This window comes from Pantoea sp. JZ2 (assembly GCF_035191405.1).
GTDB classification, from domain to species: Bacteria; Pseudomonadota; Gammaproteobacteria; order Enterobacterales; family Enterobacteriaceae; genus Pantoea; species Pantoea stewartii.
On record NZ_CP045247.1, the window covers coordinates 822,457 to 835,000 of the forward strand.

A 12,544-nucleotide genomic window follows, 5' to 3' on the forward strand; every position below is an offset into this window, starting at 1 on the left:
AGCGATTAGAACAGATAACAGTCAACTTGTTCAGACACAGATTACGCCCGTTTTTCTATAACAGTTGCGCCAATGCCTCCTTGCGCGCCGCAATCCGGCGTAGGGCGTGCGGAGCCAACTGACTAAAATAGTCGACAGCCGGTCCCATCAGCGCTTCGTCAGGATTAAAGGCCGGATGATGAAGCCCCGATTCACTGGCACTGCCAATGCTGACAAATGCCCCCGGCACCTGCTGCAGGTAAAAGGCAAAATCCTCACCTCCCATCAGCGGTATTTCAGCCCGTTCGGCACGATAACCGCTTTGGGCAGCCTGTTGCAGGGCAAAGTCGGCCCATTCCGGGGTATTCAGCAGCGCAGGCGGTCCCGTTATCCACGCCAGTTCAGCGCGCGCGCCAAAGCCCGACGCGATGCCCTGAATCAGCGCGGTCATGCGTTCAGGCATGTGCTCACGTATGGTCGCATTGTGCGTACGTACCGTACCTTCCAGTTCCACCTGCTCTGGCAGCACATTCCAGGTATTGCCGGCGGTAAAGCGGGTGACGCTTAATACCACCGTGTCCAGCGCGCTAAAGACGCGAGCCGGTAGCGTTTGCAGTGCCGAAACGATATGACTGGCGATCACGATGGCATCAATGCCTTCCTGCGGTCGGGCGGCATGCGCACCTTTACCCAGCACCCGAATGGTGAAGCGGTCAACATTGGCGTAAAACGCGCCGGGGCGGGTGCGCAGCGTACCCAGCGGCAAATCCGGCGCGTTATGCAGACCAAAAATAGCCTGTACGCCCGTCAGTGCACCGGCATCAATCAGCTGTCTGGCGCCGTCGAACGTTTCTTCTGCGGGTTGAAAAAGAATGCGTACCCGGCCAGGCAGGGCGGCTTCCTGCTGTTTCAGCTGATGCGCAACGCCAAGCATGACTGACGTATGAATATCATGTCCGCAGGCGTGCATGACGCCGGGCCGCTGAGATTTCCAGGGCACGTTCACCGCCTCGTCAATGGGAAGGGCGTCAATGTCGGCGCGAAAAGCAATCAGCGGCTCGCCCTGACCAATCTCCACCACCACACCTGTCGTTAACGGCAGGGGCAACAGACGAATATCCGCCTGCTGTAACCAACGGGTAAGACGTTCCGTGGTCGCAAACTCCTGATGAGAGAGCTCGGGATGCTGATGCAGTTCACGCCGCCACTGCACCAGTTTTTCCGTTAAAGAAGTCATGATTCTCCTGATAACACAGACTGAGACCCGGTCAGCAAAAGGGGCCGCGTTGTCTTTAAATATGATTGGGCTGCCAGCGATAATCCGGTAATACCGTAAGGGCACTGTCGTTCCGCGATAATGGCGTTTGAATAAAAGCTTGCTGCGCGTTGTTCTTTTCACGCGTCTCAGGCGCAGGAATATTATTCAGGCATGAACCGCTGTCAGAATACGTCTGATTAGATGCGTGGTCTGGCGGGACAGGGGGGATAGCCGACAGTCTTTTTTTTGAAAACCCACCCGGCTTCAGAACGTTTTCCCGTATCAGGCCAATGATGTTGTTCATCCTTATCTTCCTCTTGAAACGCGGTGTTTTTACAATGGTTTCATCATTAAACGTTCTGTCTGTCAGATAAAATAAGGAATAGCGCAAAGCTTAGTGAAAATACGCAAATGCCTGAGATATGTTGCCGGGTTTATTTCCACAGGTCGTCTAAACAGGGAGGCGGAAATAACGTTATTCTCTGCCTTCTTTTTATTCTTTTAAATTCTATTGCCGTTTTTTAACTTCATATTCTCATAATTGTTGTTTTACGAAATATAACGTTATCGCCACACTAGCTTTCAAAGGAAATAAGCGAGGGCAGGTGAATGGCATATCAGTTAAGTCTGTTAGATAAAGCGCCCGTGGCGGAAGGGGAATCGCCCGGCGCGGCCCTGCAACGTACGCTGCGGCTGGCGCAACAGGCCGAGAAATGGGGCTATCACCGTTTCTGGCTGGCTGAGCATCACAACATTGAACAGCTGGCGAGTCCGTCGCCCGAAGTGTTAATCGCCTGGATTGCGGCACAAACGACGCGCATCCGGCTGGGATCGGGTGGCGTGATGCTGCAGCACTACAGCCCTTACAAAGTGGCAGAAAATTTCAATGTACTGGCCTCGCTGGCCCCCGGACGTATCGATCTGGGTATTGGCAAAGCACCGGGCGGCCTGCCGCTTTCCACCCGGGCGCTGCAGCGCGGTGTGCATCAGGATGAAAAAGGCAGCTTTGCGGAACAGCTGCGCCAGTTAGCACACTGGCTGGCGCCCGGCGCGGCGCAAGAGGATAAGGACGAAACGTTACGCGCCACGCCGATACCGGCGCGCCCGGCGCAGCGTTTTTTGTTGGGTGGCAGTGAACAGAGCGCACAGCTGGCGGCAGAGCTGGGCTGGCAGTTTGTCTTTGCCGCTCACATCAATGGCGATCGCCCGTTACTTGAGCGTGCACTGAAGACCTATTCACATCTGACCCGCGGCAAGCGGGCACTGGTGGCGGTACAGGTTGTGGTGGCGGATTCTCCCGCCCATGCCGATCTGCTGGTCGCGGGGCTCAAACAGTTCCATGTCCAGGTTAAAGACGGGCCGGGCGTCAATGTTGCCAGTCTGGAACAGGCTGAACGTTATGTCCGTCAGGGTGGATTCACGGACTACCTGATTGAGCCGCGCACGCCCTCGCTGCTGAAAGGCACGGCCTCACAGGTTCACGCGCAGCTTGACGCGCTGCATCAGAACTTCAGCATTGATGAATTCGTTATCGACACGCCGGTTGCCGATGCGCGCGCCCGATACCGGTCTCTGGAATTACTGGCAACCCATCAATGGGTCGCTGCCTGAATCGCCGAGGTCATGATGAGTCTGAACGAAGCACAGCTAATTGAATGGCGACGTGAACTGCATACCTGGCCCGAACTTTCCGGTCAGGAATTTGCCACCACCGCGCGCCTTCGCCAGTGGCTCCAGGCCGCCGGGGTTCGCTTACTGGATTACCCACTGGCAACCGGCGTGGTGGCGGAAATCGGCCAGGGTGAAAATCTGATCGCACTGCGTGCCGATATTGACGCGTTGCCAATCCATGAAGCCAGCGGCGTCAGTTTTCATTCCCGTCAGCCCGGCGTCATGCATGCCTGCGGTCACGATCTCCATACTGCCGTCATGCTGGGCGCAGCCCTTGAGCTGCAGACAAGGGCGCATCAACTACCAGGACGGGTACGTATTTTATTTCAGCCCGCCGAAGAGATCGCACGCGGTGCCAGACAGTTTATTGAGGCCGGCGTGCTGGAGGGCGTTCAGGCAATTTTTGGCATGCATAACGAGCCGGGCCTGCCGAGCGGCACCTTTGCCACGCGCAGCGGTGCGTTTTATGCCAATGCAGACAAGTTCGTCATTCAGGTTACCGGCAAAGGCGCGCACGCGGCGCATCCTGAGCAGGGCGTGGATGCCATTGTGGTGGCCAGCCAGATTATTCAGGCTCTTCAGACGCTGACCAGTCGCAGCTTCAATACACTCGACAGCCTGGTGCTCAGCGTGACCCGCATTGATGGCGGCAAAACCTGGAATGTATTGCCGGGTTCTGTGGAATTTGGCGGCACTGCCCGCACCCACGACCTGCAACGCCGTGCCGAACTGGAAGACCGTGTGCGCACGCTGGTGGAGCACATCGCCCGGGCCAGCGGCGCGCAGGCCAGTCTGAGCTGGCACGCCGGACCGCCTGTGCTGAACAATGATGCGCAGTGGGCGCAGTTTACCAGCGAAGTAGCGCACGATGTCGGCTATCGGGTACAGACGGCTGACCTGCATCTGGGGGGAGAAGACTTTGCCTTCTACCTGCAGCAGGTGCCCGGTGCCTTTGTCAGCATCGGCAGCGGCAGCGACTTTGGTCTGCACCATGCCGGTTTTACACCCGATGAAGCGTCGATCGCGCCCGCTGCCCACTATTTTGCTCAACTCGCGCAGCAGGCCCTGCGCCATCTTCATGACCGATGTCGTGAACCCGCCCTGAATTAAGTTCCACTTCCTGACGACCTGTGCGGCTTGTCGCGGACAACCGCCTGGCATTGTGACGCAGAAAAAAGAGAGTAATCATGACCACAAGACAGCTTAGACTGGGTACCCTGTTGCACGGTACCTCGGGTAACATGTCCGCCTGGCGCCACCCGGCCGCTCAGGCGGATGCCAGCATCAGCTTCGACTATGCCAAAAAAATCGCGCGTAAAGCCGAGCAGGGCAAACTGGACTTTCTGTTTGTCGCCGATGGTCTGTTTATCAATGAAAAATCGATTCCTCACTTCCTGAACCGTTTTGAACCTTTAACGCTGCTCTCGGCGCTGGCCGGCGTTACGGAACATTTAGGGCTGGTGGGCACGGTCTCCACTTCCTATAGCGAACCTTTTACCGTGGCGCGCCAGTTTGCCAGCCTGGATCATCTGAGCGGTGGCCGCGCGGGCTGGAACGTCGTCACCTCGCCACTCGAAGGGTCGGCAAAAAACTTTTCCCGCCAGCAGCACCCGGAACACGCTTTGCGTTACCGCATTGCCGACGAATACCTTCAGGTAGTGAAAGGGCTGTGGGATTCATGGGAAGAGGATGCCTTCGTTCGCAACAAAGAGAGTGGCCAGTTCTTCGATCCCGCCAAACTACACACACTGCATCATCACGGCGATTTCTTTCAGGTACAGGGGCCGCTCAATATTTCACGCACGCCGCAGGGACGGCCTGTCATTTTCCAGGCCGGCGCGTCTGACGACGGTAAAAAGCTGGCGGCGCGACATGCCGATGCCATCTTTACGCACCAGCCGACGCGGGAAGAAGCCCAGGCCTTTTACCGGGATGTGAAGCAGCAGCTGGTGAAAAACGGACGGCAACCGGACGATTTGCATATCTTTCAGGGCGTCAGCGTCATTGTGGGTCGCGATGCAGAGGATGTGGAGCAGCAGTATCAAACTACCGCTGCGCTGGTCTCGATTGATGATGCGCTGAATTATCTCGGCCGCTTCTTCGATCATCATGACTTCTCCCAGTATCCACTCGATGCGCCGTTCCCCGACGTTGGCGACATTGGCCAAAACAGTTTCCGCAGCACCACCGACGAAATTAAACGCAAAGCCCGTGAACAGGGACATTCACTGCGCCAGGCGGCACTGGAAGCCGCCACGCCACGGCCGCTGTTTCATGGCACGCCAGCGCAGGTTGCCGACGGCCTGCAGGCATGGTTTGAGAGCGAGGCTGCAGACGGTTTTATCATCAATGGCGGTACGCCGGGTACGTTTGAGCGCTTTGTTGATGAAGTGGTGCCTGTTTTGCAGGCGCGTGGCCTGACAAGACGTGAGTATCCGGGGCGCACACTGCGTGACAGCTTCGCCTTGCCCAAGCCGGTCAATCAGTTCACTTTGCAATAAGGACCTTTGCTATGCAGAAAAAAATCCTGATGGCGCTGATGCTGCTGACGGCCAGCGCTACCAGCCATGCGGAAAGCACCAGCGTCGCGGTAAATGGGCAGCGCGTCAGTCTTGAAGCCAATAAAACGCCTGTCCATACCGTAAAGAATGCGCAGGCCATCGCACAGTTGCCCGCCGGTTATCACTTTGCTGTGCCCGGTTCGTTCGCGGTGGCGGTGGCGGCCCTGAACTCGCCGCCGCTCACCGTTTTCTCGGACGACAATACCACGCTGTTGGGGAGCGAAGTCGATATCGCGCGACTGGTCGCAGACAGCCTGGGGTTAAAGCTCAACGTGGTGCCCACCTCGTGGGAGGACTGGCCGCTGGGCGTGGCGTCCGGAAAATATGATGCCGCCATTACCAACATCACCGTGACGAAGGCGCGCAAAGCGAAATTTGATTTTGCTACCTACCGCAAAGATTCGCTGGGGTTCTACGTAAAAACCAGCAGCCCGATTAAATCACTCACTCAAGCCGACGATATCGCCGGGCTGCGCATCATTGTCGGTTCCGGGACCAATCAGGAGGCCATTTTACTGGCCTGGGACAAACAAAATCAGGCTAAAGGGCTTAAACCCTTTACACCCATTTATACCAAAGACGATGCGGCACAGACGCTGGCGCTGCAGGCCGGACGTGCAGATGCCTATTTTGGCCCTAACGTGATTGGCGCCTGGAAAGCCGCGCTCAACGGTAAGACTCGTCTGGTCGGCAGTGTGGATGGCGGCTGGCCCAAGGCGGCGCATATTGCCGTGACGGTGAAGAAAGGCAGCGGCTTAGCGCAACCTGTCAGTACGGCGCTGAACGGCGTCATTCAAAATGGCGCTTACCAGAAGGTACTGGATCGCTGGGGCGAAGGCGTTGAACGCATCGACCATTCCGAAATTAATCCACCCGGTCTGGGTGACTGAGGCGCACACGATGAGTCAACAGCAATTCCGTGAACTGTCACCTGATGCACCAGAGTTAGAGCCCATTCTCACCGGCTTATTTGGTGAATATGCGGCCCGCTATGGCGATTACTTCAGCCGCCACAAGGAGCAGGAAAAAACCGAATGGTATCTGCCGCCGCACGGCTTATTCATCGTGCTGGAGCGCGACAAGGAGATTATCGCGATGGGGGCGTACAAACCTTACGACGCGCAGACGGCAGAGCTGAAGCGAATCTGGACGCGTGGCGATCTCCGGCGACAGGGGTTAGCCCTGGTGGTGCTGAAAGAGCTGGAGCGACGGGCCCTGCGCGCCGGTTATCAACGGCTGTTTCTGACTACCGGTTTCCGGCAGCCCGAGGCCGTTCGCTTATATACCGGCCACGGCTATGAGCCGCAGTTCGATCTGAGTGGCGATCTGGAGCGTTACGGGCAGCCACCGCACGATGGCCGCTTACGGTTTATCAAAGTGATCGGCGTGCACAGCGTTGCGCAGGCAAGTTAAGGAGTCAGTATGAACCCTCATCAACATTTACATGTCGTGCCTGCCCGTTATCCTGCCCGCACGCTGGGCGCGGTGGTCGCGCTGTTTATCCTGGCAGGCGTGGTGCAGTCGGTCGCGTTTAATCCACGCTGGGAATGGGGCGTGTTTGCCCGCTGGTTCTTTGATCCCGTCATTCTGCATGGTCTGGGGCAAACGCTGCTGCTAACGCTGTTGGGCACGGTATTCAGCCTGCTTTTAGGCGGGCTACTGGCGCTGGCGCGGCTGTCGTCGTCCTGGCTGCTAAGCAGCCTGGCGTGGGGATACATCTGGCTGTTTCGATCGCTGCCGCTTATCGTGGTGCTGATCATTCTCTATAACTTCTCTTATCTCTACGACACGCTGTCCATAGGCGTGCCTTTTACCACGCTGTCCTGGGGCCATTTTCAGACGATTAACGTGCTGGGGCAGTTTCCGGCGGCCGTCATTGGCCTGACCCTGGTCCAGGCGGCCTACAGTGCAGAGATCATCCGGGGTGGTTTTCTGGGCGTTGATCACGGTCAGGTGGAAGCGGCTTCCGCACTCGGGCTGTCTGCCACGCGGCGCACCTTCCGCATTATTCTGCCCCAGGCCCTACGCGCCATTATTCCCACGGCCTTTAACGAAATTATCAGCCTCGCGAAGGGCACGGCAATGGTCTATGTGCTGGCGATGCCGGAACTGTTTTACACCATTCAGATGATCTACAACCGCAACCAGGAGGTGATCCCCTTACTCATGGTCGGTGCGGCCTGGTATCTGATTATCACCACCGTTCTGTCACTGATTCAGCACAGCGTCGAACGCTGGCTGGCGCGTAGCGTCAGCCGTGAACCCCAACCGTCGCGCTGGCGACAATGGCGCAGCCGCGTCACACCGCTCAATCCTGTTGAGGAGATCAGCCATGTCCGAAGCCATTGATTACCGCGTAGCGCATCGTACCGGGGCCATCAGCATTACCGGGGTCAGCAAACGTTTCGGCAAGCTCAAGGCGCTGGACGACGTCTCGCTGGAACTTGAACCCGGTTCTGTGACGGTGATTCTGGGGCCATCCGGTTCAGGAAAGTCGACCCTGCTGCGCACCATCAACCATCTGGAGCGCGTGGACGAAGGCTTTATTCAGATCGACGGTGAGTACATCGGTTATCAGCGTCGGGGAAATACACTCTATGAACTGAAGGCGCGAGCGATACTGCGCCAGCGCGTCAACGTTGGCTATGTTTTTCAGAACTTCAATTTGTTTCCTCATCTCACGGTGCTGGAAAATTTAATCGAAGCGCCGATAGCGCACCGGCAGCTCTCAAAACGTGAGGCGATCATCCGGGCTGGCGAGCTACTGGAGACGGTCGGCCTGCGCCATAAAGCGGATGCCTGGCCGCGTCATCTGTCGGGCGGTCAGCAACAACGCATTGCGATTGCCCGGGCCCTGATGCTGCAACCCCGTGTCATGTTGTTTGATGAGCCTACTTCCGCGCTGGATCCTGAACTGGTAGGCGAGGTGCTGGATGTGATTAAAAAACTGGCCCGCTCCGGCACCACCCTGGTTATCGTGACGCACGAGGTTGGCTTTGCCCGTGAAGTTGCCGACAACGTGGTGTTTATGGTGGACGGGAAAATTGTGGAGCAGGGCAGCAGTGCCCAGGTGCTAAACCATCCACGTCATGAACGCACCCGCCGCTTTCTGGCACGCGTATTATAAGGAGCCGATATGAAATACGCGTCTCTGACGCTGTTAGCGGTGTTGGTGAGCGGTGCGGTATGCGCCGAAGAAAGACGGGATGCCTCCCAGAATGAACAGCCCATTCATGCGCCCGTGAACCCGGAAGCGGTGAGAAAAATCCCGGCGAATTTTCCGTTTGTGGAGCCGGGCACCTTGACCGTCGCCACCTCGGCTATCCACTCACCGCCGCTGGCGCTGCTGGCGTCGGATAACGTGACGCGCATTGGCAGCGATCCGGACATTGCCCGCCTGCTGGCAGACAGCCTGGGACTCAAACTGAAACTGGTGCCGGCCTCCTGGGAGGACTGGCCCCTGGGCATTCGCGCAGGCCGCTATGACGTAGCCATGTTTAACATCGCAGTAACCGAAGAGCGAAAGCAGAAATTTGATTTCGCGACCTATCGTGCCGATAACCATGCCTTTTCGGTCAAAGCTGACAGTCCCCTCCGCGCGATCACCTCACCGGCGGACGTGGCAGGCAAACGTATCATCGTGGCCTCGGGGACCAATCAGGAACGCATACTGCTGAACTGGGACGCACAGAATCGGGCGAAGGGCTTGCCGCCGGTTACGCCGATCTATCTGACCGATGATGCTTCAGCCACGCTGTATCTGCTATCAGGGCGGGCCGATGTGATGTTTGGTCCACATTCTGTGGCGGCCTGGAAAGTCGCCTCACGGGGCCAGACGAAACTGGTGGGCCAGGGGCCGTTTCGCGCCTGGGTTGCCGTCACCACAAAAAAGGGTAATGGCCTGGCGGCGGCGCTGCAAACTGCACTCGATGGCACGATTGCAGGCGGACAATATCAGCAGGTTTTGCAACGCTGGGGTGAGCAGGATGAGGCGATCACCCATTCCACGATTAACCCACCCGGTATTGTGTACTGATTCAGGGCCTGCAGGCGGATTTTCCCCCACAGGCCCTGACAGTCCAGCGCCAGCACGGGCGAATAATCCCGTCTCATCTGACAGAAGAAGGCTGCGCGGTCAGCCTGTTTTCGCTCATCCCTTCCTGATATAAACAGGCTGCATGGCCGGTTGCTCTGGCAGGTTTTCCCGGCCAGCTCAGCGACGGGCGCATTGTGTTGCGCGTTTTACAGATTAATCCTACCACGATACAAAGCCTTACCGACTTAAGGTGGAATTGTTAACAATTAATTTGGCTTTGGTTAGCGAGTTTGGATGATTGTGTAAATTGTGATGCATGGCGCACATTACATCACCTGCGACCTTTGTCACACTATAGAAAAAAGGAGACATTGTATGACTGCCCAAACTTCCAGTCTGATGTTGCTGATGTCTTTCGCCGCAGGGACATTTTCAGCCGGTGCATCGAATAACCCGCAACATTTGATGTTCGCCAGCCCGTCTGCTGGCGTGCCCAATAATCCGTTGCCGCTCATCATCTGGCCGCGCGTTGTGCCTGAAGAGGAAGAGGACATCGCGCGCTGGTTTGAGACGACGTTTGAAAAAAATGGCTGGCCTTCGGACTGGCGCGATCAGATCTTCCCCTACATGCATTATCATCCCAACACGCATGAGCTGCTGGGTGTGGCGGAAGGCTGGGCTGAAGTGCTGTTTGGTGGGGACAGCGGCCGTATGATTACCCTGCGGGCGGGCGATGCCGTCCTGATTCCTGCGGGCGTTGGGCACCGTCAGGTGTCGGCCAGCGAAGACTTCGTGGCCGTGGGCGCGTATCCCGAGGGCCTGAAGCCCGAGATTCTGCGCGACGAAATCGGCCTGCTCAAACTGTCGCAGGAAAAAGTGAAAAAAGTGCCCCTGCCAACACGCGATCCCTTCACAGGCAAAGCCGGGGCGATGACGGAGATCTGGAATCCCGTTGCCACCATCATGCACCAGCAGTAAGGCAGGGACCCGCTGCCCCGCCGCTGCACGGTTGCGCTGCCGTTTTTTACGCCGCGCAACCGCCCCTTGTTTCTCCCGGCAAGGGCAAGTGACTGCCACGTCATAGCCGACTTTTCCCCCTTTACGCCGCGTTTCGCTCTGGCGAAATTGTCTTTATTAACATGCTGTTTTTAGTAAATAAAATTCGTATTTACATGCGTTCTCAGCAGACTGTGCTGACAATTTTGCCCTTCGATTTGTCCCGATTCATAAAAGTGCAAACATCGCGACTTACTTTCGCTGTATCTCTGGGACAGGCACGAAAGGTTAACTATGTTTTCAGTCGATCAGGTTATTGAGAGTTTCTGGCCTAACCAGCGTCCTGCCAACTGGCAGAAACGGATGCTGAAGTGGGTGTTGCGTGAAGATGAATTCCAGCGCTTTGCCGCGCGCTATCCGCACCTGAAAGGGCTGGATATGGTGGAGCAGGTACTGGAACACCTTGATGTACGCTGCGAACTCAGCGAGCGCGATCTGGAACAAATTCCGCCGCGCGGCCCGGTCGTGGTGGTGGCGAACCATCCGCTGGGCACGATTGATGGCATGGCACTCCTGCATGCGATCTCTCAGGTGCGCCGTGATGTCAAAATCGTGGCAAACCGGTTGATTATGTTACTGGAGCCGCTCAACAGTCTGATGTTGCCTGTCGACAACATCGGTAACCGTACCAGCCGCCAGCAGCTGCAACACATGCAGCAGCACCTCAATAATCAGGGCGTACTGATTATTTTCCCTGCCGGGGAAGTTTCCCGTCTCACCAGCGCGGGCGTTCGCGACCGTGAATGGCATCACAGCTTCCTGCGCCTTGCCGCGAAAGCCCGCGCACCGCTGGTACCGGTGCACGTTGAAGGGCGTAACAGCTCCCTGTTTTACACCACCGCCAAAGTCGCCCCACCGGTGGCGATGCTGATGCTGGTGCGTGAAATGTTTAAACAGCGCGGCATGCGCATCAAACTGCGCATTGGGGCACAGATTCCGTTCGCGCACTGGCACGACGGTCATACGCCAGGCAAAGAGCTGGCAAAACGTGTGCGTAAACATGTCTATCGCCTGGGGCAGGGGAAAAAGGGGCTGTTCCAGACCGAATCCGCTATCGCCCTGGCGGAAGACCGCGCTGAACTGAAGAAAGCGCTACTGCAAAGCGAGCTGCTGGGAACGACCACCGACGGTAAGCAGATCTATCTGTGGAGACGCAACGGCGCAACCTGGGTGCCAATCCTGCGCGAGCTGGGCCGGTTGCGTGAAATTGCGTTTCGCGCCGTGGGCGAGGGCAGCGGACGTCGTCGTGACCTGGACAGCTACGATGATGACTATTATCACCTGATTCTGTGGGATGACGCCGAACTGGAAATCGTCGGTGCCTACCGGTTTATTCCGGGTGGCGAACAGCTGGAACGGCGCGGAATGGAAGGTCTCTACAGCCACAGCCTGTTCCATTACGATGAACGGATGATCCCGATCCTGCGCCAGGGCATCGAGCTGGGCCGTAGCTTTATTCAGCCAGCCTATTGGGGCAAACGTGGACTGGATTACCTCTGGCTCGGCATTGGTGCCTATGTCGCCAAATATCCCGAAGTACGCTATCTGTTCGGGCCGGTCTCGATTTCAGGCACCATGCCGCTGGCGGCGCGTGATTTGCTGGTGGCGTTCTACCGCATCTACTTCCCGACAGATTTTCCGCTGGCCACCTCACGCTGCCCGTATCCGGCCTCGCTGCCTGACGTGTTGGCACAGTTCAGCGGTAATGATTACAAAGAGGATCTGCAGCGGCTGAAACAACTGCTCAGTAACCTTGGCGCCGCGATTCCGACCCTGTACAAACAGTACTGTGAAGTGTACGAGCCGGGCGGCGTGCAGTTTATTGATTTCGGTAGCGATCCCGATTTTAACAACTGTATCGATGGACTGGTGCTGGCGGATCTCACCAAAATCAAGCCGTCGCGCTACGAACGTTACGTGGCGGTGCATCTGCCGAAGTAGCGGGATGTCACGGTGCTGTCATCAACGTGTCGTAACGTTTAA

11 protein-coding genes are annotated in these 12,544 nt (G+C 57.1%); 10 read left to right on the plus strand and 1 reads right to left on the minus strand.

The window, feature by feature from the left end:
* Nucleotides 1-55: 55 nt before the first annotated feature.
* On the minus strand, nucleotides 56-1,216 hold the full coding sequence (locus tag GC087_RS04125) for an amidohydrolase (protein ID WP_164482573.1): 1,161 nt from the start codon (nucleotides 1,214-1,216) through the stop codon (nucleotides 56-58).
* 630 nt (nucleotides 1,217-1,846) lie between these two features.
* On the opposite strand from GC087_RS04125, the gene GC087_RS04130 reads away from it, so the two are divergent.
* From GC087_RS04130 to GC087_RS04175, 10 genes are all read left to right on the plus strand, one after another.
* A complete protein-coding gene (locus GC087_RS04130) occupies nucleotides 1,847-2,848 on the plus strand; it encodes an LLM class flavin-dependent oxidoreductase (RefSeq protein ID WP_324029741.1) in 1,002 nt (333 codons plus the stop codon).
* A gap of 15 nt (nucleotides 2,849-2,863) precedes the next feature.
* Nucleotides 2,864-4,018: an amidohydrolase gene (locus GC087_RS04135; protein ID WP_324030577.1), complete on the plus strand. Its 1,155-nt coding sequence runs from the start codon at nucleotides 2,864-2,866 to the stop codon at nucleotides 4,016-4,018.
* A gap of 77 nt (nucleotides 4,019-4,095) precedes the next feature.
* Nucleotides 4,096-5,409, plus strand: a complete 1,314-nt coding sequence (locus GC087_RS04140) for an LLM class flavin-dependent oxidoreductase (RefSeq protein WP_324029743.1) — start codon at nucleotides 4,096-4,098, stop codon at nucleotides 5,407-5,409.
* A gap of 11 nt (nucleotides 5,410-5,420) precedes the next feature.
* Nucleotides 5,421-6,359 (plus strand): ABC transporter substrate-binding protein, encoded by a 939-nt coding sequence (locus GC087_RS04145; protein WP_324029745.1) that lies wholly within the window; start codon nucleotides 5,421-5,423, stop codon nucleotides 6,357-6,359.
* A 10-nt stretch (nucleotides 6,360-6,369) separates the two neighbouring features.
* Nucleotides 6,370-6,882, plus strand: coding sequence for a GNAT family N-acetyltransferase (locus GC087_RS04150; protein ID WP_058702253.1), 513 nt, complete (start codon nucleotides 6,370-6,372; stop codon nucleotides 6,880-6,882).
* A gap of 9 nt (nucleotides 6,883-6,891) precedes the next feature.
* The gene (locus GC087_RS04155) at nucleotides 6,892-7,818 is read left to right on the plus strand and encodes an amino acid ABC transporter permease (protein ID WP_033739759.1); all 927 of its coding nucleotides are present in this window, start codon (nucleotides 6,892-6,894) and stop codon (nucleotides 7,816-7,818) included.
* Complete coding sequence (locus tag GC087_RS04160; protein ID WP_033739758.1) at nucleotides 7,802-8,596, plus strand: amino acid ABC transporter ATP-binding protein; 795 nt, start codon at nucleotides 7,802-7,804, stop codon at nucleotides 8,594-8,596. The genes GC087_RS04155 and GC087_RS04160 overlap by 17 nt, the downstream gene beginning before the upstream one ends.
* 9 nt (nucleotides 8,597-8,605) lie before the next feature.
* Nucleotides 8,606-9,505 (plus strand): ABC transporter substrate-binding protein, encoded by a 900-nt coding sequence (locus GC087_RS04165; protein WP_324029748.1) that lies wholly within the window; start codon nucleotides 8,606-8,608, stop codon nucleotides 9,503-9,505.
* Between the two features lie 375 nt (nucleotides 9,506-9,880).
* Nucleotides 9,881-10,483 (plus strand): cupin domain-containing protein, encoded by a 603-nt coding sequence (locus GC087_RS04170; protein WP_033739757.1) that lies wholly within the window; start codon nucleotides 9,881-9,883, stop codon nucleotides 10,481-10,483.
* A 312-nt stretch (nucleotides 10,484-10,795) separates the two neighbouring features.
* Entirely contained in the window at nucleotides 10,796-12,502 is a 1,707-nt protein-coding gene (locus GC087_RS04175; protein ID WP_033739756.1) for a bifunctional ornithine lipid synthase OlsF, read from the plus strand.
* Nucleotides 12,503-12,544 lie beyond the last annotated feature (42 nt).

Bases quoted from the DNA above. Each gene is read 5' to 3' on its own strand.
- GC087_RS04125 (WP_164482573.1), bottom strand. From the start codon at position 1,216: ATGACTTCTTTAACGGAAAAACTGGTGCAGTGGCGGCGTGAACTGCAT.
- GC087_RS04130 (WP_324029741.1), top strand. From the start codon at position 1,847: ATGGCATATCAGTTAAGTCTGTTAGATAAAGCGCCCGTGGCGGAAGGG.
- GC087_RS04135 (WP_324030577.1), top strand. From the start codon at position 2,864: ATGAGTCTGAACGAAGCACAGCTAATTGAATGGCGACGTGAACTGCAT.
- GC087_RS04140 (WP_324029743.1), top strand. From the start codon at position 4,096: ATGACCACAAGACAGCTTAGACTGGGTACCCTGTTGCACGGTACCTCG.
- GC087_RS04145 (WP_324029745.1), top strand. From the start codon at position 5,421: ATGCAGAAAAAAATCCTGATGGCGCTGATGCTGCTGACGGCCAGCGCT.
- GC087_RS04150 (WP_058702253.1), top strand. From the start codon at position 6,370: ATGAGTCAACAGCAATTCCGTGAACTGTCACCTGATGCACCAGAGTTA.
- GC087_RS04155 (WP_033739759.1), top strand. From the start codon at position 6,892: ATGAACCCTCATCAACATTTACATGTCGTGCCTGCCCGTTATCCTGCC.
- GC087_RS04160 (WP_033739758.1), top strand. From the start codon at position 7,802: ATGTCCGAAGCCATTGATTACCGCGTAGCGCATCGTACCGGGGCCATC.
- GC087_RS04165 (WP_324029748.1), top strand. From the start codon at position 8,606: ATGAAATACGCGTCTCTGACGCTGTTAGCGGTGTTGGTGAGCGGTGCG.
- GC087_RS04170 (WP_033739757.1), top strand. From the start codon at position 9,881: ATGACTGCCCAAACTTCCAGTCTGATGTTGCTGATGTCTTTCGCCGCA.
- GC087_RS04175 (WP_033739756.1), top strand. From the start codon at position 10,796: ATGTTTTCAGTCGATCAGGTTATTGAGAGTTTCTGGCCTAACCAGCGT.